The 23577-nt window shown below is 69.1% G+C and carries 15 protein-coding genes and 2 pseudogenes; 12 read left to right on the top strand and 5 right to left on the bottom strand.

The genetic code is table 11. The features are described from left to right. The first annotated feature begins 1 nt into the window (after position 1). The 5 genes and pseudogenes from OG251_RS00740 to OG251_RS00720 all read left to right on the top strand — a co-directional run bounded on the left by OG251_RS00740 (position 2) and on the right by OG251_RS00720 (position 5643). Positions 2–565 (top strand): NADH-quinone oxidoreductase subunit J, encoded by a 564-nt coding sequence (locus OG251_RS00740; RefSeq protein WP_326674978.1) that lies wholly within the window; start codon positions 2–4, stop codon positions 563–565. Continuing rightward, positions 562–867: an NADH-quinone oxidoreductase subunit NuoK gene (gene nuoK / locus OG251_RS00735; RefSeq protein ID WP_326674977.1), complete on the top strand. Its 306-nt coding sequence runs from the start codon at positions 562–564 to the stop codon at positions 865–867. Before OG251_RS00740 ends, nuoK begins: the two co-directional genes overlap by 4 nt. Beyond that, complete coding sequence (locus OG251_RS00730) at positions 864–2708, top strand: NADH-quinone oxidoreductase subunit 5 family protein (protein ID WP_326674976.1); 1845 nt, start codon at positions 864–866, stop codon at positions 2706–2708. The genes nuoK and OG251_RS00730 overlap by 4 nt, the downstream gene beginning before the upstream one ends. Before the next feature lie 5 nt (positions 2709–2713). Next, positions 2714–4219 (top strand): annotated as a pseudogene (locus tag OG251_RS00725) (complex I subunit 4 family protein). A 5-nt stretch (positions 4220–4224) separates the two neighbouring features. Further along, a complete protein-coding gene (locus tag OG251_RS00720) occupies positions 4225–5643 on the top strand; it encodes an NADH-quinone oxidoreductase subunit N (protein ID WP_326681107.1) in 1419 nt (472 codons plus the stop codon). Positions 5644–6302: 659 nt separating this feature from the next. Here OG251_RS00720 and OG251_RS00715 read toward each other — a convergent pair. From OG251_RS00715 to OG251_RS00705, 3 genes and pseudogenes are all read right to left on the bottom strand, one after another. Next, entirely contained in the window at positions 6303–6953 is a 651-nt protein-coding gene (locus OG251_RS00715) for an esterase/lipase family protein (protein WP_442818405.1), read from the bottom strand. 370 nt (positions 6954–7323) lie between these two features. Continuing rightward, on the bottom strand, positions 7324–8922 hold the full coding sequence (locus OG251_RS00710; protein ID WP_326674974.1) for an ABC-F family ATP-binding cassette domain-containing protein: 1599 nt from the start codon (positions 8920–8922) through the stop codon (positions 7324–7326). A gap of 1341 nt (positions 8923–10263) precedes the next feature. After that, positions 10264–11421: pseudogene (locus OG251_RS00705) on the bottom strand (MFS transporter); the annotation flags it as partial. 337 nt (positions 11422–11758) lie between these two features. Here OG251_RS00705 and OG251_RS00700 point away from each other — a divergent pair. Then, positions 11759–12787, top strand: coding sequence for a S66 family peptidase (locus tag OG251_RS00700; RefSeq protein ID WP_326674973.1), 1029 nt, complete (start codon positions 11759–11761; stop codon positions 12785–12787). 261 nt (positions 12788–13048) lie between these two features. Here the strand turns inward: OG251_RS00700 and OG251_RS00695 are convergent, their stop codons facing one another. Beyond that, positions 13049–14140: a flavin-containing monooxygenase gene (locus OG251_RS00695; protein WP_326674972.1), complete on the bottom strand. Its 1092-nt coding sequence runs from the start codon at positions 14138–14140 to the stop codon at positions 13049–13051. 65 nt (positions 14141–14205) lie between these two features. Here OG251_RS00695 and OG251_RS00690 point away from each other — a divergent pair, with 65 nt between their 5' ends. From OG251_RS00690 to OG251_RS00670, 5 genes are all read left to right on the top strand, one after another. Continuing rightward, positions 14206–15615 (top strand): FAD-dependent oxidoreductase, encoded by a 1410-nt coding sequence (locus OG251_RS00690; protein WP_326674971.1) that lies wholly within the window; start codon positions 14206–14208, stop codon positions 15613–15615. Continuing rightward, positions 15612–16847, top strand: a complete 1236-nt coding sequence (locus tag OG251_RS00685; RefSeq protein WP_326674970.1) for an MFS transporter — start codon at positions 15612–15614, stop codon at positions 16845–16847. Before OG251_RS00690 ends, OG251_RS00685 begins: the two co-directional genes overlap by 4 nt. 320 nt (positions 16848–17167) lie before the next feature. Then, positions 17168–17470, top strand: coding sequence for a DUF6355 family natural product biosynthesis protein (locus OG251_RS00680; RefSeq protein WP_326674969.1), 303 nt, complete (start codon positions 17168–17170; stop codon positions 17468–17470). A gap of 219 nt (positions 17471–17689) precedes the next feature. Next, positions 17690–17938, top strand: a complete 249-nt coding sequence (locus tag OG251_RS00675) for a hypothetical protein (protein ID WP_326674967.1) — start codon at positions 17690–17692, stop codon at positions 17936–17938. 2 nt (positions 17939–17940) lie between these two features. Beyond that, positions 17941–18312: a toxin Doc gene (locus OG251_RS00670; RefSeq protein WP_385898775.1), complete on the top strand. Its 372-nt coding sequence runs from the start codon at positions 17941–17943 to the stop codon at positions 18310–18312. Positions 18313–18678: 366 nt separating this feature from the next. Here the strand turns inward: OG251_RS00670 and OG251_RS00665 are convergent, their stop codons facing one another. Beyond that, the gene (locus tag OG251_RS00665; protein WP_326674966.1) at positions 18679–19104 is read right to left on the bottom strand and encodes a peptidase inhibitor family I36 protein; all 426 of its coding nucleotides are present in this window, start codon (positions 19102–19104) and stop codon (positions 18679–18681) included. Positions 19105–19329: 225 nt separating this feature from the next. Between OG251_RS00665 and OG251_RS00660 the strand changes: the two genes are divergently transcribed. Continuing rightward, the gene (locus OG251_RS00660; protein WP_326674964.1) at positions 19330–23151 is read left to right on the top strand and encodes an nSTAND1 domain-containing NTPase; all 3822 of its coding nucleotides are present in this window, start codon (positions 19330–19332) and stop codon (positions 23149–23151) included. The last annotated feature ends 426 nt before the right edge of the window (positions 23152–23577 follow it).

The raw sequence follows: 23577 nt of genomic DNA, 5'->3' as shown, positions 1-23577 counted from the left end.
GATGCTCGACGACGTCATCTTCTGGACGCTCGGTGTGCTCGCCGTGGCAGCCGGGGGCATGGTGTTCCGGTTCGATTCCATGGCCCGGGCGACTTACGCGCTGTTGCTGACACTGCTGTGTGTGGGGGGCTTGGCCATCCTGCTGGGGCTCGACTACCTCGGGGTAGTCATCGTGCTGATGATGACCATCGAGATGGCCATCATGGCCGTCTTCATGGTGATGTTCATGATGAACCCGGCCGGTCTGATGCCGATGTCCATGCTGCACAACAAGCGGGGCGGGGCCGCTCTCTGCGCGGGCGTCTTCGTGCTTCTGGTCGCCGGCATCGTTCTTGCTCCCTGGCCGGAGCGGGTCGGCAGAGCGCACGGTGACCCGACTGCGGCCCTGGGGAAGTCGCTGATGGGGCCGCACATGCTCACCATGATGACTCTGGGCTTCGCGCTGTTCACCACCATCGTCGCCACCGTGGTGCTCTCCACCCGCCGGGGGCGCTACGACTGGCTGGGTGACGACCTTCGAGCCCGACGCGCCGATGATCCCGTACGAGGAGGGATCGGCCGATGACGTTGGAACTGTTCCTGGTGGTGGCGGGAGCGCTGTTCAGCGTCGGACTTTTCGGGGCGTTGACCCAGCAGTCCATCGTCATGCTGATGATGGGGCTCGAACTCATGCTGGGCGGGATCATCCTCGCAGCCGCGGCCCTATGGCACTACGTGGCGCCCGCCTCGACGGACGGACAGGTGCTGATCGTGCTCGCCGTCACCGTCATGGCGGTGGAGATGGCCATCGGTTTCGCCATCGTCACGGCACTCTTCCGCGCCCGCGAGGTCGACATGACGGACGAAGCAGCGGAGTTGAAGGGATGAGCGCGTTGCTGTGGGCGCTGGTCGCTGTCCCGCTGGTAGCGGGCACGCTGCTGGCCATCGGCGGTCGCCGCGCCGACCGCCCGGCCCCGGGCATCGCGGTCGCCGCCGCAGCCGTCGGCCTCGGACTGGCCGTGCTCGCCGCCTTTCAACAACCTTCCATCACCGTTCCGTTGCTGGAGGGGGCAGGCATCGGCCTGGCCGTCGACGGGCTGTCCGGGCTGATGGTGGTGACCGTCACGGCGGTGACCGCGGCGGTGCTGCTCTTCAGCGTCACGGACATCGGACCCGAGCAGGCGCGGAGCCGGTTCTTCGGCCTCATGCTGATCTTCGGCGGGGCGATGCTCATCACCGTCACCGCCACCACTCTGCCCGCCCTGCTGATGGGCTGGGAAGTCATGGGTGCCACCTCCTGGGCGCTGATCGGCTACTGGTGGGACGATCCGGTCCGCGTGGCAGCGGCCGGCACCGCATTCCTCACCACGCGCGCGGCCGACCTCGGTCTCTACCTCGCCGCCGGCGCGGCCCTGGCAGGAGGGCAGGGCCTGGCACTCGACGGGCTCGCCGGGGTGGCGGGCCCCTGGCTCCATCTGCTGGCCGCCGGAGTGATCGTGGCTGCCGTGGGCAAATCGGCCCAACTGCCCTTCAGTTTCTGGCTGTCCAAAGCGATGCAGGGCCCCAGCGCCGTTTCCGCGCTGCTGCACTCCGCCACGATGGTCGTCGCCGGTGCCTACCTCCTGATCAGGATGGAACCGCTGCTCACCTCGTCAGGCTGGGGCGACGACGCAGTGGCCTGGACCGGAGTGGTCACCGCCCTGACCCTCGGGCTTGTCGCAGTCGCACAGAACGACCTCAAACAGCTCCTCGCCGCGTCGAGTTGCGCACAGATCGGATTCATGGTGCTCGCGGCAGGTGTCGGCTCGACGGTCGGCGGCACCCTCCAGCTGATCGCCCACGCCGCTGCGAAGAGCCTCGCCTTCCTCGTCACCGGATTCTGGCTCACCCGGCTCGGCACCAAGAACCTTCAGGAACTGCGCGGGGCTGCCCGCCGCGAGCCCGTCGCTGGCGCCGCGTTCACGGCTTCCATGCTCGCCCTGGCCGGCGTACCACCGCTCTCCCTGTGGGCCGCGAAGGACGTGCTCCTCGCCGGAGCGCTCGAAGCGGGTCCCGTGCTCTACGCGGCAGGTCTCGCGGCAGCCGTCGTCTCGGCCGTCTACAGCATCAAGGCGCTCCGGTACGCATGGCAGCCCGCACCGTCGCCGGTCGGGCGCTGCGCCCCGCTCCCCACCACCACGAGTATCCCTCTCGTCGCGCTGACGTTCGCCGCCGTGACCCTGTCCCTCCTCGTGCTGCCCCCGGTTCGCGAAGCCCTGACCCGCACCCTCGGCGCCGAGGGGGAAGCGGTCCCGCATGTCCGGGAGTTCGTCCTCAGTGGCCTGGTCTCCCTCGCGGCGTCAGCCGGGGTGTGGGCGTGGGGGGACCGCCGCGGTCCGGTACCGCAGCGGGCCGCGCGACGGGCGCTGGACTGGCTGGGCCTGGAAGCAGCGGCCCACACCCTGCTCGTACGCCCGGTGCGACGCCTCGCCGAGGCACTCGCCGCCTTCGACGACCGGGTTCTCGACCGCGGCGTCGACGACCTCGCGCGCGGCACGCTGCGGTTCGCCGATGCGGTCGACCGGAGGATGGAAACAGCGGTGGACGGTGCGGCAGAAGGCGTCGCCGCCACGGGCCGGGCGCTGGGGCGGCTGGCCCGCCGCCCGCAGACCGGGCAGTTGCACCAGTACCTCGCCCAGGCCGTCGCGGCCTTCACCGTCCTTGCCGTCGTCGTCGTCCTCGTGAGGTGACCGCCGTGCTCACGGCCATCGTCCTGCTTCCCACCGCGGTAGCCGCCCTGCTGCTGTGCCTCCCGCACAGCACGCCCCGCCTCGTCCTCCTCGGCGCATGGGCGGGTGCTTCCGCGACCGTGCTCGCCCTCACCCTGGCTGTATGGGCGGGCTACGGCACCGGGGAGGGCATCCAGTACGAGACGAACGTCCGCTGGATCCCCAGCGCGGGAATCGGCTACCACATCGGTGTGGACGGGCTGTCGCTGCCGCTGCTCGCGCTGACCGGCGTCCTGTTCCTCGCCTGCGCCGTCTACGCCCTGCGGCAGACCCATCGCGTACGGGAGTTCGTCGCCCTGTTCCTCTTCCTGGAGAGCACGTGCCTGGGCCTCTTCGTGGCGCTCGACCTGATCCTGTTCTTCGTCTTCTTCGACCTGTCGATCGTGGCGATGTACTTCATCATCGCCGGGTGGGGCCACGCGGGGGCCTCGCGCGCGGCCATGAAGTTCTTCCTCTACACCTTCACCGGCTCGCTCGCCCTCCTTCTCGGGTTCATCGGGCTCTACCTCGCCGCCGCACCGCACACCTTCGACATGGTGGAGCTGGCCCGGCAGAACCCCCTCGCCGAACGTTCGCTGTACGGCGCTCTGGTCCTGCTCGCCGTCGGCGTCGGACTGGCTGTCAAAACACCCACCGTGCCCTTCCACACCTGGCTGCCACCCGCCCACACCGAGGCCCCCGCCGAAGGCTCGGCCATCCTCGCCGGTGTCCTGCTCAAGATGGGCACGTACGGATTCCTGCGCATCGCGATGCCTCTGCTGCCCGGGGCGTGGCGTTCGTACGCACTGGTCTTCGTCGTCGTCGGCCTGATCTCCGTGCTCTACGGAGCGCTGGTGGCGCTCGCCCAAACCCAGTTCAAGCGCATGATCGCCTACACCTCCGTCAACCACATGGGCTACATCGTCCTCGCCATCGGCGCCGCCGCCACCGCCGGAACGGACACCGCCGACGCGCGCCGCCTCGCGGTCACCGGCGCGACCTACCAGATGGTGAGCCACGGACTGCTGACCGGCGCGCTGTTCCTCCTTGCGGGCGTGCTCTACGAGCGCGGCCGTACGTACGACATGGACGCGTACTCCGGTGTCGCAGCCCGGGCCCCCCTGTTCGCGGCCCTCATGGGTGTGGCGGTCTTCGCCTCGCTCGGCCTGCCCGGCTTCTCCGGCTTCATCGCCGAGTTCCAGATCCTCGCAGGCAGCCTCGAGCCCCGCCCGGTGGCGACCGGCCTCGCGGTCCTTGGCATCCTGATCACCGCCGCACTGCTGCTACGAGCCCTGCAACGCATGTTCATGGGGCCACTGCGGCTTCCGTAAGCCCCCGGTGCCGCCCGGCCCTTCCCCGACCTCCGGGTCCACGAAGGCGTCGCCATCGTGCCGCTGCTGGTCCTCGCCGTCGTCCTCGGCCTCACCCCCCGCTTTTTGCTCGACATCATCGAACCCGCCTCCCGCGGTGTGCTGGAGCTGCTCGCCCGATGAACGGGATGACCGTGATGAACGAGAACCCGCTGGACCTGCTGCCCGAAGTCCTTCTCGGCGCCTCGGCGGTGCTCGGACTGCTACTCGGGGGGTGGCTGCCCCGGCACCGACAATGGATCGTCGCCGTCGTGGCAGCAGCCGCGTGCGCGACGGGCATCGTCGCGGCGGCGGCTGCCGCCACGGGCGAGCCCATGACGGCATTCGACGGGGCGTTCGCGGTCGACCCGGTGACCTCTACCGTCCGTATCGTCGTCCTCGCCGGAACGCTCGTCGTCCTGGCCCTGGGCTTCGCCCCTTTCCACGGGGACGCGCGGGAGAGCGAGTTCTATGTCCTGGTCCAGCTCGCCGCGCTCGGGACGCTGATGCTCGCGGGAGCCCAGGACCTGCTGCTGCTCGCCGCTGCCTACCTCCTCGCGAGCGTCCCCGCCTATGCCCTGGCCGGATTCCGCAAGGACGGACCCGGCACCGAGGCGGCTCTGAAGTACTACGTGGTCGGAGCGCTGCTCGGCGTCGTACTTCTCGCCGGAATCACCCTCATGTACGCGGCCGGGCGGGCCACCGCGTACCCGGCCCTCGCGGAGGCACTCCCGGACGCGCCGGAAGGGCTGGTGGCGGCCGGACTGGTGGGTGTGCTCGGGGGACTTCTGTTCAAGGCCGGGGGAGTGCCAGGACACTTCTGGGTGCCCGATGCCGTCCAGGGAAGCGCACCACCTGTCGCGGCCTTCCTCGCCACGCTCCCCAAAGCCGGCGCGCTGGCGGCCCTCTACCGCCTGGTCGCCGTACCGCTCGCAGGCACGGACGTGCCCTGGCCCGAGCTGGTCGCCGTGCTCGCCGCCCTCTCCATGACGCTCGGGAACTTCGGCGCCTTCTTCCAGACCGACGTCAAACGACTGCTCGCGTACTCGACGATCAGCCAGGTGGGGTACCTGCTGATGCCGATCGCCGCGACCGGCGGAAGCGAGCAGGCGCAGCCCGCGCTCCTCTACTACCTGACCGCCTACGCCGTGACCAACCTCGGAGCCTTCGCCGTCGTATGCGCGCTCCCGCACGCCCACACCCTGGACGACTACCGCGGTCTTCTCCGCCGACACCCAGCGCTGGTGCTCAGCCTGATCGTCTGCCTCCTGGGCCTCGTCGGCACCCCACCCACCGCGGTCTTCCTGGGCAAACTCAAGATCTTCACCGCGGCCGTCGACAGCGGATTCGCGTGGCTCGCGGTCGTCGCCGCTGTGAACACGGTGGCCTCCCTCTTCTACTACCTGCGGTGGATTCACCCCGCCGTGTCCAACGGCGCACCGGCCGAGCCCCGCACGCCGGTGCGGCCTGCGGCGCTGCTGGCCTGCACGGCGGCATCGGCCTCGGTCGCCCTCGGCATCGCAGGCGGTCCCGTACTCGCGATCCTGGACGGCACACCGGCCCGGTGACGGTGCGTCACGGCACTCGACCGGACTCGCCGTCACGACGACTCAGCACCACCCCAGATGCGGTCCGTCGGCCGGGGCCCCAGCCTGCCGCTGTGCCCCGTTCCCGGCCCGAACGCTTCGCGCACGGCGACAAGCGCTTCGCTTCTGTGCGCCGACGTCCGCCGCCGCGGGCGACCAAGCTGCCGATTTCTCTGCCCTTCGCCGGTGTTGCCGGACCAGTGAGAGGGCGTCAAGTGTGCACTGGTGCGGGTAGGACGGTTGCTGTGGCGTTGCGGAACGGGGGACGCGAGGCGCCGTCATTGGCTGTCAGGCGTCAATGACGGCCGGGTCGGGGAGTCCCGGCATTGAATGCCTTTGGGCCTTGCTCGCCCAGCGCGCCGCTCAAAGGGCACTCTCTCCAGCTAGGCGCACCCGCTCGGTCAGGCGCGCAGACTGAATGCCGCAAGTGAGATCCGTCGTCAGGAACGCGGCTGACCACCGGGCCGTTCAGCCGCCAGGGGCCGTGTCCCTCGGTGGGCCCAGGTGTTTATTTTGCCAGGAGGTCGCGGTGGCAAGTGCTGGAGTCGGTCCGGCAGATGCAAGAGGAAGCAACTCAGGCGATCCGGCTCCGGCACAGACCCGCGGAATTCGATGGTTCGTGCCGCTGACGACGAGGCGAGCTACCCGGCGAGGAAGGCCCTCACATCGCGGGAAACCCCTTCGTCGCCCAAGAGTTCGTTGTGCTTCAGGCACCCCGCGTTGATGTTGGTGGCTCCCCCCAGTGTGACGCTGTTGTCGGGGTTGATGACCTCGTCGCAATGGGACCGGAACGTGGCGTACTTGACCGTCCCAGGTGTCTCATCGCCCGCAGCAAGCTGCTTCTGCACGTAGGACCCCGGAGACATGTCACGGCATGCCTGGTCCCACGTTGCGCAAGCCCACGCGGTGTAGGTGCCGTGGTTGGGTCCGCCGAGCGAGATCCAATGAGCGACTGTGTCCGTCCCGCCGCCGAACTTCACGTACCAGCGACTGGTCAGGCTCCCGAATGAGTGCGAAACCAGGTCGACCTGTTGTGCGCCGGTCTGTCGCAGGACACCGTTCAGATAGTCCTGGAACCGCGCGGCCAGCACCTCATTGACGGACTGGTGGGTGTCGTAGCCCCAGCTGAACAACTCATTGTCGTTGTATCCGTCGCCCCTGAAGTCCGCCTTGAGGGACCCCCACACTCCGGGATCAGCGTTGTAGCCATGCACAAAGATGACCGGATTGTGAGAGGAGCGCGGCTCGGCTGACGATACGGGCGTGGACAGGAACCCCAGAGCGAAGGCGATGAGTACGGTCAGAACCGCGGTGGGCCTGCGTAACACTTGCGACCTCCTGTGAGAGGAACCCGTATCGGCGGTGCAGAAGAACGGTCGCTGATGGGATGGATCTCCAGGCGATCACCAGCTCCGCCCGTCGACGTCCAAGGTGGGAGCGTAGGCCAGACGATCGGATCCATCTACCCCCCCGGTAGTACTGCGATCGGCGGACCGCCTCGGACAACGCCTTCGCCTGCCGGCCCCCCGACTGTGCCGGGCGTCGTCCCGCTTCCGCGCTCCGTCTTCCCGCCGTTGGTGAGCTGGAATCCGGGGATGACAGTGCCAGGCGGGGCGGGCCTCCGGTGTCTTCGGCGGTCACACCGGAACCGCGGTTCGTCGGTCAGGCCAGGGCGACGAGGTCCCGGTAGTCGGCACCCCACAGGTCCTCGACGCCGTCGGGGAGCAGGATGATCCGCTCCGGCTGGAGTGCCTCGACCGCGCCTTCGTCGTGGGTGACGAGGACGACGGCGCCCTTGTACGTGCGCAGCGCGCCGAGGATTTCCTCGCGGCTGGCCGGGTCGAGGTTGTTCGTGGGCTCGTCGAGGAGCAGGACGTTGGCCGAGGAGACGACCAGGGTCGCGAGCGCGAGGCGGGTCTTCTCGCCGCCGGAGAGCACTCCGGCGGGCTTGTCGACGTCGTCGCCGGAGAAGAGGAACGAGCCGAGTGTCTTGCGGACCTCGACCAGGTCGAGGTCGGGCGCGGCTGTGCGCATGTTCTCCAGGACGGTGCGTTCCGGGTCCAGGGTCTCGTGTTCCTGGGCGTAGTAGCCGAGTTTGAGGCCGTGGCCCTCGATGATCTCGCCGGTGTCCGGCTTCTCGGTTCCGCCGAGGAGGCGCAGCAGTGTGGTCTTGCCCGCGCCGTTGAGGCCGAGGATGACGACGCGGGAGCCCTTGTCGATGGCGAGGTCGACGTCGGTGAAGATTTCGAGCGAGCCGTAGGACTTGGACAGGCCTTCCGCCATCAGCGGGGTCTTGCCGCAGGGTGAGGGGTCGGGGAAGCGGAGTTTGGCGACCTTGTCGGAGACCCGGACGGCCTCCAGGCCGGACAGCAGCCGGTCGGCGCGTTTGGCCATGTTCTGGGCGGCGACGGTCTTGGTGGCCTTGGCGCGCATCTTGTCGGCCTGTGCGTTGAGGGTCGCGGCCTTCTTCTCGGCGTTCTGGCGCTCGCGCTTGCGGCGCTTCTCGTCGGCCTCGCGCTGCTGCTGGTAGAGCTTCCAGCCCATGTTGTAGACGTCGATCTGCGCACGGTTGGCGTCGAGGTAGAAGACCTTGTTGACGACGGTCTCGACGAGGTCGGCGTCGTGGGAGATCACGATGAAGCCGCCGCGGTAGTTCTTGAGGTAGTCGCGCAGCCAGACGATCGAGTCCGCGTCGAGGTGGTTGGTGGGCTCGTCGAGGAGCAGGGTGTCGGCGTCCGAGAAGAGGATGCGGGCCAGCTCGATGCGTCGGCGCTGACCGCCGGAGAGGGTGTGGAGGGGCTGGCCGAGCACCCGGTCGGGCAGGCTGAGCGCGGCGGCGATGGTGGCGGCCTCGGCCTCGGCGGCGTATCCGCCCTTGGTGAGGAACTCCGTCTCCAGGCGCTCGTACTTCTTCATCGCCTTCTCGCGGGTGGCGCCCTGGCCGTTCGCCATCCGGTCCTCGTTCTCGCGCATCCTGCGCAGGATCGCGTCGAGGCCGCGGGCGGAGAGGATGCGGTCCCGGGCGAGGATGTCGAGGTCGCCGGTGCGCGGGTCCTGCGGGAGGTAGCCGACCTCGCCGGACCGGGTGATGGTGCCGCCCGCGGGGGTGCCCTCGCCCGCGAGGCACTTGGTGAGGGTGGTCTTGCCCGCACCGTTGCGGCCGACGAGGCCGATGCGGTCGCCCTTGGCGACCCGGAAGGAAGCGGACTCGATCAGGATGCGGGCGCCGGCACGCAGCTCGATGCCGGAAGCGGTGATCACGGAAAAACTCCAGGGCAGTCATGGACGGCGACGCGGCGCGGTCCGGGGAAGTACGGGGCTGTGGGGCGAAGCGGCGGCTTCGGGGCGACGATGCGCGGATCCCGACGTCAGAACAGGAGCAAGGGCGAAGCAAGGGCAAGCCACCCGCAGCGCACTATCGGCGCAAGGCTGGTGGTCTGACCGGTGAGGAATCCTCAGCCGCAAGCGTCAGACGGACGTAACCGCTGCGGCAGCCCTTACGATCCAGACCAAGCCCGTGGGGCGCCGGTCCGCGGCCTTGGAGCCGCCTCGGAAGGTGGCCACACCGAACCGGACCGTGCGCAGCGCACGGCCGGAATCACAGATCAAGTGGTGGGCCGACATGCCGCTCACGGTAACACTGATCAACGCAGGCCGTCTTCACGCTGTACAGCCCGGTTTTCCCCTTGGCATTTTCAGCGGAGGCGGGCTGGGCGAGTTCGCCGTGGCCGGAAGCGCATGGTGGCGGATGGGGCTCCGCCGATACGGAGCCGGGTGATCACGATGAGGATGACGTCGTCGGCGCCCGGTCTCACGCTGTATGCGCATGGGCGCTGCCAGGGGGGCCGCTCCTCGGGCGAGGGGCACTTCCCGGTCGGGGGCGACACGGTTGTGGAGCGCAGCCGAGGCATGGAGGCGGCCGCAGCGTCTTCGCTCGCGCTGGCAAGTCAATGCAGGGCTCGCCGTCGAGTGCGGTTTCCCTTGTGGGTGGCGGCGAGCCCAGTTCCGGGATCGGTATCGGTGCGCGCGGCGCGGGCAGGGACCCTTCGGGGTATGTCGTCCGGGCGTGGCCCGACCACGGCCGGTCGGCCAGAATCTTTGCGGGCGTAGTCCTGGCGACGTTTCCCCTGCTGTGCCCGCAACGGCCCGACCGGCCGTAACCCAGTGTCAACGCGTGCCAGGACCGGACCGACGACGGGCGGTCCTGTCATGGTCGGCGCACCATCTCCCGCCCGGCGCAGAGGCCCTGCCTGCCCATGTCGGGGCAGGCACCGCAAACGTGCTGTGGCGGCGTCGGGCTGCGCGCGGAGGTCTATACCGTCTGTGTCCGGCCCGTGCCGGCAAACAGTGTGCCGTATGGCTGAGCGCGCTACCCGGCCGTTCGACCGGGTAGCGCGCTCAAGTGGTGTTGTTCGTGTTCGCTTCCTCCGAGGTCCTGCGCGGCGGAGTCCTTCGGCGAGCGGAGCAGTTGCTGCCAGGTCCTCGCCGTAGGGGCGGGAGGCGGGCTGCCGTCCGGTGGCCCTGTTGCTCTTGGGTACTTGCCCATCAGCCATCGGCCAGGTCAGTACATCTCGGTCTCAATCGCTCAGCACGGTGGATGGGTCAGAGACCCGTTTCGGCGGCGCCCACGGGCGAGTTCTCGCCGGCCGGGGCGGTGCCGGTCTGCTGCTTCCTCGCGTTGATCGTGATCATGGTGATCACCAGGCCTCCGATGAAGAGGGCGGCGGCCACGAGGAACGCGGTGGTGTACCCGTGTGTGAGGGCGGCTCCCGCCTTGTGCACCAGTCCGATTTCGCGGGTGGTCAGGGCGTTGTAGAAGGACTCGGCTGCGTGGGGAAGTCTGGTGTTCGCCGCGTTGGTCGAGATGGTGGTGAGGACGGCGAGGCCGAGGGCTCCGCCGATCTGCTGAGCCGCGTTCAGGAGGGCAGAGGTGATGCCGGTGTCCTGGTCGGTGACGCCGCTGACCGCGCCGAGAGTCAGGGGGACGAACGTGACGCCCAGGCCGAACGCGGTGATGAACATCGCGGGCATGAGGGTGGTGGCGAATCCGGACGTGGGGGTCAGAGTGTGCATCCATACCATGCCGCCCGTGGCGATGAGGAGGCCCGGTGCGATCACCGCGCGCGGGGCGAACCTGGCCACGAGTTTGGAGCTGACGCCGGCCGCCATGGCCATTCCGAGGCTGAAGGGCAGGTAGGCGAGGCCGGTCTTGATCGGGCTGTAGCCGAGGATCTGCTGCATGTACAGGGTCAGGAAGTAGAAGGTGGCGAACATGCCCGCGCCGACGAAGAGCATGGTGGTGTAGCTGCCTGCCCGGTTCCGGTCCTTCCACAGGCGCAGCGGCATCATCGGGTTCGTGGTGCGTGCCTGGATCGCGAGGAACGCTGCGAGCAGTACGGCAGCGGCGGTGCCCGAGCCGATGGTCAGTGTGTCCGTCCAGCCGCTTTCGCCTCCGCGGACGATCGTGTAGACGAGGGCGACGAGACCGGTGGTGCCGGTGATGGCGCCGGGGACGTCGAGGCGGCCGCGGTTCCGGTCGCCGTCGCTGAGTACGCGGGTGCCGGCGAGGACGGCGAGTCCTATGGGGATGTTGATGAAGAACACCCAGCGCCAGTCCAGGTAGGAGGTGAGTACGCCTCCCAGGAGCAGGCCCACGGTGGAGCCGATGCCGGCCATTCCCGCGTACACGCCCATCGCGGTGTTGCGCGGCTTTCCTTCGGGGAACGTGGTCGCGACCAGTGAGAGCGCGGTGACCGTTGACCAGTCACCGCCTCGGCCGGCAGTTGTATGGACCGGTCACGGTACTGATGTGCCGTTTGACCGATGACGGGAGACGGATCGGTCACGGCCGGCCCGCCGGCCGGTCACGGGTTCTGCCGGGCAAGCCCTCGGCAGGGAGTGAGCCGCAAGAAGTCCGACCGCACGCCCGCCACCACAACCTCGCCTGCACCACACTCCAAGAATCATCTGATAGGCGGCCAGTTCAGGTGAAAACGACCTCTCGGTACGTGTTTCCGAACTCTGCCCGCCAAATCTGCTCTTCGGGGCATGCAAAGTCGATATCGCGCTGCTGTGGTGTCGTGTCAGACTTCCGCGCATGTCAGTTCGATATCCGCGCCCCCTGCGTCCTGGTGACCGCATCGGCATCACCTCTCCTTCGAGCGGGGTCCCGAAAGAGCTGCGCAGGCGCCTTGATGTGGCGATTCACGATGTAGAGGCCCGGGGGTACGAGGTAGTTGTCGGCCGCTGCATGGACGGTGCCGGCCATGTCAGCGCCCCTGCGGCCGATCGCGCGAGAGAGCTGATGTCGATGCTGACGGATCCCCAGATCAGAGCCGTGGTGCCGCCGTGGGGTGGGGAGACGGCGATCGACCTGCTGCCGCTGCTGGACTGGGACCGGCTGCGTGATGCCGAGCCGACCTGGCTTGTCGGGTTCTCCGACATGTCGACCATTATCACGCCGCTGACCCTTCTCACCGGGACGGCGACCGTGCACGGCAACAACCTCATGGACACGCCCTACCGGGCGCCGGAAGGACTGTTGTCATGGCTCGATATTGCCGCTGCCCCGCGCGGGCATCAGTACACGCAGTCCTCGCCGAACCGCTACCGGGCCACGGGCTGGGACGACTACCGTGCCCACCCGGAGGTGCGCGAGTACACGCTTGACACGCCCGGCAGATGGACCCGGCTGGACGGCGAGGGGGATGTGGAAGCCGAGGGGCGTCTGATCGGGGGCTGCATCGAGATGCTGTGCAACCTCACGGGAACGGCCTACCTCGATGTCTCGGCCTTTGCACGGGCCGAGTCTCCGGAAGGTCTCCTCGTGTACGTCGAAGCAGGAGGGGACGACGCCTTCGCCATCTGCAGGAACTTGCATGGGATGAGGCTGGCCGGCTTCTTCGATACGGCGAAAGCGGTCCTTGTCGCCCGGACGTCGGCACCCGGCGCCGACTCGCTCACCCAGCACCAAGCCGTGCTCGACGCACTCGGCCCCTTGAACGTTCCGATCATCGCTGATGTGGAATGCGGCCACGTCCCGCCGTATCTGCCCATCGTCAACGGAGCACGCGGCCGGGTCGTACACACCTCAACACGCAGCGAATTGATCCAGACACTGGACTGACGCCTCAGGCCAGGCCGTGGATGACTTCGATGTCGACTTCCTTTTCCTTGAGTCGCGGAGCGTGTGGTCATGCCCACGCCCTCCAGCGCCTTACTGCCGGCCGGGCCGGACTCACCGCCCTCACCCCCGCCCGACCTGACGCACAGCTGCCCGACACCGGCTGATCCACCGCCCCGAGCACTCGTACCGAGAGCACGTACCGGATGCGGAGTACGCATAGGCCCTGCTCGGCGCAGACACTACGCCTCGCGACCGCCGCCCTCATGCGCCTGGCGAACTGCAACCGGTCGCGGCAATCGTGGAGCCTGCACGGCGGGAGACGACGGGCGGCAGGGAGCGGCTTGAAGGGCTCGGTCCTACGAGGCGAGGGTGGGGTTCCGGCCTTACCGGGCTGAAGCACGCGAGTGCCGAATCGGGCAGCTCGGAGCAACAGCGTTGTGTCGGAGTCCACGTGGATTGCAGCAGTCGGGCACCCGTTGGATCAGGAGCAAAGTTCAGGCCCGTTCGCCCCAGGACGAGCCTGGCTCCGTCGGCGCCGGTGAACAGCGGTCGCCGGTCGGGTTGTCCGGCGGCCAGGGCAGCGCGGTAGCGACTGTCGTCGATGACCGGCTGTGCCGACGGGCGCGGCAGGAGCCGGTCCAGGGGCGCGGTGTCCAGGCCGGTGCGGGTCAGCCAGAAGTGCGAGTCGCGGCTGAGGATCCGCTGCGCTGTGAACTTCAGCGGCCCACGGGTGGCGAGCGTGACGCGTGTGGTCTGGGCGAGCTCGGCGGCGAAGCGCACCGCGGAGTTACCGGCACCGATCACGACCGCCCGGCGGCCGGTGAGCGGCGCCGGACTGCGGTAGTCGACGGCGTGCAGCAGCTGACCGGTGAACTCCTCAAGGCCCGGCAGCGCAGGCCGGTGCGGGCGCCCGAACGCTCCGGAGGCTGCCACGACAGCCCGCGCGGACAGTCGGCCACCTTCCCCCGGTTCCACGGCGAAGGCGCCGTCGTCGCGGCGGACCGCACTGACGCGGCAGCCGGTGCGGACCTCGGCATTCAGTCGGTCGGCGTGGGCGGTGAGGGAGGCGACGGCCTCGTCCCGGTGCGGATAGCGGTCCCGGTCGACGCCGGGGAACGGCAGTCCCGGCAGGGAGCTGTACCGGGCGGGCGAGAACAGCGTGAGGCTGTCGTAGTAGCGCGGCCACGACCCGGCCGTACGGTCGGACGCCTCCAGGGCCACCGGCCGCAGCCCGCGGCACAGCAAGGTGTGGGCCGCTGCGAGTCCGGGCTGGCCGCCGCCGATGACGGTGACGTCGATGTACTCCCGCAGTAGATCCCCTTGGTTTCGATGAATGTCTATGTTGACGCTCATCAATACAGTTGCCATGCTGGACCGCGCAGGCCATCGAGAGATGCCGAAACGCGTAAGGAGTCGCCGTGAACGCGCCCGCCACCACCGAGCTGCCCGTCGTCGTGATCGGGGCCGGACCCGTCGGCCTGGCCGCCGCCGCCCACCTACTCGATCGGGGCAACGAGCCCCTGGTCCTCGAAGCCGGACAGAGCGTCGGCGCCGCGGTGCGCGAGTGGGCACACGTCCGCCTGTTCTCCACCTGGGACGAAGTCGTCGACCCGGCCGCCGAGAAGCTGGCCCCCACCGGCTGGACACGGCCCGGCCCGGCCACCTACCCCTCCGGCGGCGACTGGGCCGACCTGTACCTGCGGCCGCTCGCCGACGTTCTCGGCGATCGCGTCCGCCTCGGTGCGACGGTCACTGGCGTCTCGCGCACCGGCCGGGACCGCATCGTCGACGCCGACCGCTATCAGCGGCCGTTCGTCGTGCACTTCACCCACGCCGACGGCCGTGAGGAGCGCGTCTTCGCCCGCGCCGTCATCGACGCCTCCGGCACCTGGGCCACACCCAGCCCTGCCGGCGGCAGCGGCCTTGCCGCCCTCGGCGAGCGTGCGGCGGCCGACCGGATCACCTACCGCGCCCCGGACCTGAAGGGCCCCGCCGTCCGCGCCCGGTACGCGGGCAAGCGCACCGCCGTCATCGGCTCGGGCGCCTCCGCCTTCACCGGCTTCACCGCCCTCGCCTCCCTCGCCGACCTCGCCAAGTCCAAGGACGGAACGGGCACGAAGGGCGTATGGATCCGGCGCCGGGGCATCTCGGAGTCCACCTTCGGCGGTGGTGAGGCCGACCAGCTCCCCGCCCGCGGCGCTCTGGGCCTGGCGGCGAAGGCCGCCGTCGACGAGGGCCACGCCGACGCCGTGACCGGCTTCCGCACCGAGGCGATCGAGCGCGACGCCGACGGCCGCCTGGTCCTGGCCGGCGAGGACGGCCACCGCCCGGACCCGGTGGACGAGGTGATCGTGCTGACCGGCTTCCGCCCCGACCTGTCCTTCCTGAACGAGCTGCGCCTGGGTCTCGACGAGCGCCTCCAGGCCCCCGTCGAGCTGGCTCCGCTGATCGACCCGAACCAGCATTCCTGCGGCACGGTCTACCCGCACGGCCACCGCGAGCTCTCCCACCCCGAACCAGGTGTGTACCTGGTCGGGATGAAGTCCTACGGCCGCGCCCCGACCTTCCTGGCGATGACCGGCTACGAGCAGGTCCGCTCCGTCGCCGCCGCGCTCGCCGGTGACACCGAGTCCGCCGACCGCGTCGAACTCACCCTCCCGGAAACCGGAGTCTGCGGCGGCGCCGGACTCTTCGACGACCCGGCAGCCGACCAGGCCGACGGCGGAGGCTGCTGTGCCCCGGAGCCCGCGCTCGTGCAGCTCGGTGTCGGCGCTCCCGCCACAACGGCCGCCGAGGAGACACCGGCGGGCGGCTGCTGCGGCTCGTGACGGATCTCAGCACCCCTGATCGCGAGGCCGCGACCGGAACAGAAGTCAGGTCACGGCCCCGCGCCGCCCTGCCTGCCCTGTGCGCCACCCAGATCACCAGCTGGGGCATCGTCTACTACGCGTTCCCCGTACTGAACCCGCAGATCACCGCCGACACCGGGTGGCCCGCCGGGGCGACCACGGCCGCGTTCTCCATTGCCCTCCTCGTGTCCGCGATCGCCGGGATACGGGTCGGCCGGATCATCGACCATCACGGCCCGCGCACCGTGATGACCGCCGGATCGGTCCTCGGCGCGCTCAGCATCCTCATCGTGGCAGCCGCCCCCAACCTGCCCGTCTTCATCGCCGGGTGGCTGCTCGCCGGGCTCGCGATGGCATCCACCTTCTACCAGCCCGCCTTCGCCGCCCTCACCCGCTGGTGGGCCCCCGACCACGTCCGCGCTCTGACCGTCGTCACCCTCGCCGGCGGCCTCGCCTCCACCGTCTTCGCACCTCTCACCGCGGCAATCGCCGATCACATGTCGTGGCGGGCGACGTACGTCGTTCTCGCCCTGGTGCTCGCCGCCGTGACCATCCCCGCCCACGCCCTGGCCCTGCGCGCACCATGGCCCGACGCCGCAACCAGCCCAGCACACGCGGCAGCAGACGCTGCCGAAGTCGGGCGCAGCCGGCCATTCCTCCTGCTCGCGGCCGCCTTCACGCTGTCCGGCTTTGCGATGTACGCCGTCGTCGTGGCCCTCGTCCCGCTCCTTCTGGAACGCGGCTACACCACCAGCCAGGCTGCCTGGGCACTCGGAATCGGCGGCGCCGGACAGACTCTCGGCCGCACCCTGTACGCCGCCCTCGCTCGCCGCACCACCGCCACGGCCCGCGCGACGGTCCTGATCGCGCTCGGTGGGCTGACCACCGTCTCCATCGCAGCCGCTCCCGGCCCGTACGTCCTGATCATCGCGATGTCGGTCGTAGCCGGCATGGTCCGCGGCAACCTCACCCTGCTTCAGGCCACCGCCATCACCGACCGCTGGGGCACCGCCCACTACGGCCGCCTCTCAGGACTTCTCGCCGCACCCGCCCAGACAGCGGCAGCCCTCGCGCCGTTCGCGGGCGCCGCCCTCGCTGTGCCCCTCGGCGGCTACGGACCGCTGTTCTTCCTCCTGGCCGCCATCTCTATGGCCGCCGCGCTCATCACACCGTGGACAGCCCTGTCCCGTCGCACTGCGGTAGTCCGTTGATCTTGCCCTGAGCTGCCGGTTGGCAGGACGGTTGCGAACATCTCGGACAGCACATGCGAAGACAGGCCGTCGATGACTGGCCGTGCACCCGTCGTCCGGTGGCTGCCGCAGGCGCCAGTACGGATCCGTCCTGGCCGTCTACGCGGCATCGACCTTTCGGTTCGTCGCATTGCCCATGCGTCAGCCCGCGCCTGTGCTGCGGCCCTGAAGGACCACAACCAGCCATCGGGGCCGAACAGCTTGCCCTGCAAGGGCACCTGAGGGAGCATCAGACAACAAAGAGAAAGTTTGTTATCAAGTGCCATGAAAGGTGGTAAATCATGAATCTTCGCCAGAGCAAGGTCGTCGGCCTGGCGGCTGCGGTGATGCTCACTCTGGGCATCACCGGCACTGCCGCCTCTACCGCCGCCGCCGCACCGTCAGGTGTGCGCGCCTGCGGTTGGGACCCCGACAACGCGGCAGGCATCGCCTACTACCGCCACTGCGCCACCAGCGGAAAGATCTGGATCCGTGTCGAACGGCACAACGACACCGGCTATACCACCTGTGTCGGCCCCGGCCGCACCCCCCTCGGATCAACGGCGGTCATCAAGTACGCCTGGTACACCGGCAGCACCTGCTGATCGCTCACCAAGGGCCCGGGACCCAGGGCCGTCCAGGGCCCAGCTTGTCGTCGCGCTCTTCGCGGACCTCCCATCACGTCGCCGTACAGTTACAGCACGATCTGGCGTGGTTGTTCCGCAGTGCCTGTGTGCAAAGTCCCGACAGGAGTTCTCCCCGCCGGTGAACTCGGACTCGACGGAACCTGACCGTGCTGTACGGCTTGCTGTACGGTCGGGGGTATGTCGAAACCGGTGACGATCCGGGTCGATGACCAGCTGCGCGCCTTGCGGAAAGAACGTGCGGAGGCGGAGGGGACCACGGTGACCGCACTTATCAGCCGGGCCGCGCACGACGCGGTCCGCGACCCCCGCCTCAAAGGCGCAGCAGAGGTCTTCCGCGACTTTCTCGACGTCCACGGCGACGCGTTCGACGCGGCGTTCCCCGACGACACACCGGCCCGCACGGACACGGCGGGGCGGGCCGCCTGACCGTGGAGCTCCACGTCGACATCCGGTGGCTCCTGGAGCGCCAGGCCGAGGTCCTGCCCAAGCACCCCACGATCCACGACTTCTCCACCCTGGTCGCCGCCGTCGGCCGCCACCGGGTCAACACCCCCAGGGTCGGCGCCGTCGTCGACAACGCCTGGCGCGCCGCCGCCCTCATGCACACCATCATCCGACTGCGCCCGCTCCCCGCCCGCAACGCCCTTTTCGGCACCGGGATCGCTGTCGCGTACATGAGCGCGGCGGGTGAAGGCCTCGACGCACCGTACGGGGCGCTGATCGACCTGGCCCGCGACATCGACGCCGGGCGGACCGACGCCTACGACGCCGCGGACCGCATCCGCTCCTGGCGGATCTGACCACCGCCCACCGGGCCTGTCGCCGATATGCCGGACAGTGGTCCCCGCCCATGCGGGAGGTGTCGGGTTCCCGGGATCGGTATGAAGGCCACGTCCAACTGCCACTTGTTCCCGGGGCGCGGCCCGCGGGCGGCGCCCCGGGCTGGAGTACGCCTGGCCGAAACTTCGGTCACCAGCGGCGGACAGTCTCGGGGGAGACGAGGATCATCCCGCGGCGGGCCGGCCGGCGGGACAGCGCACCCGCCTGTGGTCAGGCACCCTTCGTCGCCACAAGGGGCGCCTGACCACTGCGGATCAGCGTGTGGCCTTGCAGCAGCCCCGTACAACTGCTGCGTAGCACACGCTGCCCTTGCGTACGTACGCGGATCAGCAGCTGGTGACCCACTTGTGGGACCTGAGCTGCCTTCCGGCGCTGCCTCCGGTGTTGCCCTTGGCATTCTGGTCGACACAGCCGACGTACGCCGCGTGGCTGGCCTTCTCGTAGAACTTCACGTGCCGGTAGGAGCCTGCCCCTCCTGTCCCACGGTTCCAGATCGAATGGACGTTCTTCGTCCCGGCCCAGCTGCATTTGACTGCACCGCCGAGCCAGTCCGAGTCATCCCCGTCCCACGCACACACCGACCCGGTGCCGTTGTCGCCCGAGTAGACGCAGATGTCCCCAGCGACGCAGCCGTCCCAAGCCGCCCGGGCGTCGGCAGATGTGGCGGCCGTTGCTCCGGATCCGGTACTCAGGGCGCTTCCCACTGCCAGCGCGGCTCCGAGCGCGGCAAGGGCCAACCGATGACGTCCCATGTTGTGTTTCCTCCTTTGGCCGGGGGCTGCCGACAGCCGGCAGCCCCGTCCGCAACCTCGGCCGCGGACTTCCTGACCTCAGCTTTCACGGCCGGAAGATTGTCTGGCAGACCCCTTCCACCACTTCAGACAACTACGGGACGGCACACAGGCACCGGTGCGCCGTCTTGTGAACGTCCGCAGAGGTTCGTAGCTTCGAACAGCAGCCTGTGATGAGGGGGAGTCATGGGACGTCGTGAGCGGCCGCTGGACGCGGCCGAGGGACCTGTCGCCGAATTCGCCTGCGCCTTGAGGAAGTTACGCCACGAGGCCGGAGGGCTTACCTACCGGGCGATGGCGAGCAAGGAGCACTACTCGGCCGCGACGCTCGCGCAGGCCGCCGCCGGAGTACGCCTGCCGACGCTCCCGGTCGTACTGGCCTATGTCCGCGCCTGCGAGGGCGACCCCGAGGAGTGGGCAGAACGCTGGCAACAGGCACTGCGGGAAGCGGATGAGGCCAACGCGGCTTCGGCAGAAGGAGATCCGCCCTATCTGGGCCTGGCCCGCTTCGGCGTCGAGGACCACGACCGGTTCTTCGGGCGGGATCGTCTCGTCGACGAGCTGGTCGACCTGTTCGTCCGAAGAGAGTTCGTCGTGGTGGTCGGGCCGTCGGGCAGCGGCAAGTCCTCCTTGCTGCGAGCGGGGCTGCTCCACCGCATCCGGGAGGGCGAGATCCGTGACCACCGGACGTCCGCGATCCGTATCCTCGCGCCCGGACCGCGTCCTGCGCACACCCATGCCGGACTGCTCAATCCCACGGTCATGAGCGAGAGCACACTGATCGTGGTGGACCAGTTCGAGGAGGTCTTCACGCAGTGCACGGACCCGGGCGAACGCACGCGCTTCGTGGAACTGCTGTGCTCCGCTGCCGGGCCCGGCAGCGGCATGCGCGTCGTGATCGCTGTCCGCGCCGATTTCTACGGTCACCTCACCCAGCATCGAACACTCGCGGAGGCGGCCCGCAGAGCGACCATGCTGGTGCCGCCCATGAGCCCGGATGAGCTGCGCGAGGCGATCATCAAGCCCGCGGCGCATGCCGGCCTCGTCGTTGAGCGGGCGCTGACAGCGCGGCTTCTCAGCGAATCCGCTGACGAGGACGGCAGCCTTCCGCTGGTGTCCCATGCCTTGCTGGAGACCTGGCGCCGACGCAGGGGAAGAGTGCTGACCGAGGCCACCTACGACGAGACGGGCGGCATCAAAGGGGCGATCGCCCGAACAGCGGAGGACTTCTACCAGCGTCTGTCGCCCGCCCAGGCCGACATGGCCCGGCGCATCCTGCTCCGCCTGATCACTCCTGGCCAGGGCACTCCGGACACCCGACGCCCCGCCCGGCGCGCAGAGATCGCCGCGCTGGGCACAGGCAGTACCGAGGACACCGAACTCGTCCTCGAACGCCTCGCCCGCGCTCGCCTTGTCACCCTTGACGAAGACTGCGTCGATCTCGCCCATGAGGCCGTGCTCGCCGGCTGGCCCCGGCTGCGTTCCTGGCTCGACGCGGACCGCGACCGGCTTCGCGCTCAGCGCCGGCTCACGGAAGCGGCTGTCAGCTGGAAGAGCCTTGAGCGTGACACCGGGGCCCTGTACCGGGGACTCCGCCTGGACGAAGCCGCCAAGTATTTCGGCAGCCCGGAACACAGTGGCGAACTGACCTACGGCGAGAGCGAGTTCCTCAAAGCCAGCCTCGTCGCTCGGCAACGGCAGAACCACCGCCGCCGTGCCGGAATCACCGCACTGTCCGCTCTCCTCGTCCTCAGTCTCCTCGCCGGCCTGGTCGCCTGGCAGCAGAATCGGACCAGCGAGCAACGCAGCCGCGAAGCCGAGGCGCGCCGCATCGTCGGCACCGCGGCCAGCCTTCGCCTGTCCGACCCGCAGACCGCCATGCGCCTGTCCCTGGCCGCCTGGCGGGTTGCCGACCTGCCCGAGACGCGGTCGGCACTGTTGAGTGCCATGGCGCAGAAGGAGCAGGACGTTTTCACCGACCCGGACAGCAGCGCCGCGTCCATGCGCCACCTCAGCTCCGACGGCCGCACCCTGATCAGTGTGGGCGCGGACAGGGTGACCCGCTGGGACGTCGACAGCCACCGGCGCATCGGCGTGCGTCCCGGGCTGGGCCGGGACTTCGACAGCGCGGGCTTCATCCGGGCAGACGCCGGGTGGCTGCCGGTGTTTGACGGTCACACGGTCTCGCTGCGCGACCTTGCCACAGGCCGCACCGACCGGATTGCCTCACTAGCCGCCCGGGAGGGAGCCGAGATGGGACCGAGCGGTCGCAGCCTTGCCGTCTACGACTCCGACGCGACCGCGTACACGGTCAAACTTGTCGACGTGAAAAGACGACGGGAACTCCTGCGGATCGAACTGCCCAAGACGGGCGGCCTGTCCCGGACCGGGGCCCTGGAAGGAGTTCCTTGGTCCTGGCAGAAAACGCTGCTGCAGCAGTTCAGGATGGAGCGTCGCCCCTTTGTCGTTTCCCTCGACACCACTGTCAGCCCCGATGACCGCTATCTGGCACTGTGTGTCCAGGATGAACAACTGCAGTTGTGGGACGTCGGTAAGCAGCGCCGCATCCCCGCGCCATGGCTTCCCAGATCCACTCTTGAACAGTGCATTCACGAACACGTCATCTTCAGCCCGGACAGCCAGTACCTCGGGGTGATCACGGATACGGGATTCCGTGCATGGCACATCGCCTCGGGCCGGGAACTTCCCTCGGTGAAACACACCGGACTCACGACAGCTGTGCTGGGTGCGGGCGGCTCCTACCTGGCAGCCTCGGATGGCACAGAGATCCTCGTATGGCGGCTGAGTCACCCGGACTTCCCCTCAGCGCGCCATCAACTGTCCGGCGAGACCGTCAAAGACCTCCGCCTCGACACGACGTCAGGCACACTCCGGTACCTCGGTCGCCCTGACGGGTCGTGGGGTCCCACCGTGCATACTCTCGATCTGACACCGGCGTTCGCGTCCGGCTGGGACCGCGCTCCCCACCGGACGCAGTTCGGCCCGGCAGGCGCCAGACTGGCCGTCGCCCGTGCGGACCCGGACGGGCGACACATCCTCATTCGCATCCTCGACGGAAAGACGGGCGCACTCCTGGCGGCGCCACCGCGGGTGGCCTGCCCGCGCTACGACGAAATTCAGCAGTCCTGCAGCGTTTCGCTGGCTTTCAACTCCACAGGACGGACACTCGCCTACAGTGTGACCGGTATCAAAGGCATGTCCGATCCGGGGCAAATCACTCTCTATGACATATCCCGAAGACGTACCACCACGGTTCTTACGAGCGCCGACCTCGGCAGGACTGAATGGCAGAACGTCGCGTTCACTCCTGACGACCAGAAGCTGATTATCGCCGGGATGCCAGATACGTCGGCCACCACCGGGATCTGGGACCTCGGGCTGAGGACCGTCACCGCAACCGTCCCCGATGCCACCGGCCGCCCAGTACTGAGCCCGGACAGCACACTGCTCGCCACATCGGACGGCACGGCGCACCAACTGCCCTCCGGCGCACCGCTTCCTCCTGCACGGACCCCTGGCAAGGCCACGGCCCTGGCGTTCAGCCCCGACGGGAAATACCTGGCTGTCGGTGAGGGCTCCGGCCGGGTCGTGCTCTGGGACGGCCGGATCACACGAAGGCTGGGCGAACTCGCCGACCCGGACACCTCCACCCGCCAGTACGTGTCCGCCCTGGCCTTCACACCCGACAGCCGGACCCTGGCCGTCGCCGGTGACGAAGGGACCCTCCAGCTGTGGGACACCACAATCCACCAGCGTATCGGCAGCCCCCTCCCGACAGCCGGGGACACCATCGGCAGCCTTGCCTTCAACAGTAACCACACACTGCGCGCGGCGGGCGACCACGCCCCGCCCCACACCTACGATCTGTCACCGACGGCAGCGATCCGAGCCATCTGCCGCCGCACGGGAAAGCAGCTCACCCCCGGCCAATGGCGCACCTACCTCCCCGGAATCCCCCACCGGCAGACCTGCCCGCGAGACGACTGATACCGCAGGAACAGGAGCGGCACCGGCGGCGGGGCGAGGGCGGCGGGGTGGTCGCCGGTCGTGGTGAGGTGCGCTTCCTGTACAGGTAGACGCGGACGCGCCGGCAGCTGCCTTCGTAGCCGAGCGGCACGATTTCCCCCACAGCTTTCATGCATCGGTGGAGCCTTCGTTCCAGGGGTCGTCCAGGAAAGCGCGGCGCGGTGGCGAGTCCGGGACGCTGGCGCCCCGTGATGCCGCAGCCTGAACGGACTGGAAGCACGCACTCAAGAGCTTTGGTACGTCAGCGGCCCGCCACTTCCCAGTGGTGGGCAGCCCGGCGTGGTCGGGGTGTCCGGGGGAGGCCTGGTCCGGTCGGCCGCGGGGGTAGCACTGACCAGGCCCACCGGCGCCCCTCCTTACCCCGCTTCACCCAGCAGATGCCGTGAG

Source organism: Streptomyces sp. NBC_01237 (assembly GCF_035917275.1).
In the GTDB taxonomy this organism is placed as follows: domain Bacteria; phylum Actinomycetota; class Actinomycetes; order Streptomycetales; family Streptomycetaceae; genus Streptomyces.
Note: the sequence above shows the minus strand (reverse complement) of the source record. Positions and strands in the feature narration are given on the sequence as shown.

What these genes read in the sequence shown, in the direction of transcription:
- OG251_RS00730 (WP_326674976.1), top strand. Translation starts at nt 864, where the DNA reads ATGAGCGCGTTGCTGTGGGCGCTGGTCGCTGTCCCGCTGGTAGCGGGC.
- OG251_RS00695 (WP_326674972.1), bottom strand. Translation starts at nt 14,140, where the DNA reads ATGAGCGTCAACATAGACATTCATCGAAACCAAGGGGATCTACTGCGG.
- OG251_RS00700 (WP_326674973.1), top strand. Translation starts at nt 11,759, where the DNA reads ATGTCAGTTCGATATCCGCGCCCCCTGCGTCCTGGTGACCGCATCGGC.
- OG251_RS00660 (WP_326674964.1), top strand. Translation starts at nt 19,330, where the DNA reads ATGGGACGTCGTGAGCGGCCGCTGGACGCGGCCGAGGGACCTGTCGCC.
- OG251_RS00675 (WP_326674967.1), top strand. Translation starts at nt 17,690, where the DNA reads ATGTCGAAACCGGTGACGATCCGGGTCGATGACCAGCTGCGCGCCTTG.
- OG251_RS00720 (WP_326681107.1), top strand. Translation starts at nt 4,225, where the DNA reads ATGACCGTGATGAACGAGAACCCGCTGGACCTGCTGCCCGAAGTCCTT.
- OG251_RS00740 (WP_326674978.1), top strand. Translation starts at nt 2, where the DNA reads ATGCTCGACGACGTCATCTTCTGGACGCTCGGTGTGCTCGCCGTGGCA.
- OG251_RS00665 (WP_326674966.1), bottom strand. Translation starts at nt 19,104, where the DNA reads ATGGGACGTCATCGGTTGGCCCTTGCCGCGCTCGGAGCCGCGCTGGCA.
- OG251_RS00680 (WP_326674969.1), top strand. Translation starts at nt 17,168, where the DNA reads ATGAATCTTCGCCAGAGCAAGGTCGTCGGCCTGGCGGCTGCGGTGATG.
- nuoK (WP_326674977.1), top strand. Translation starts at nt 562, where the DNA reads ATGACGTTGGAACTGTTCCTGGTGGTGGCGGGAGCGCTGTTCAGCGTC.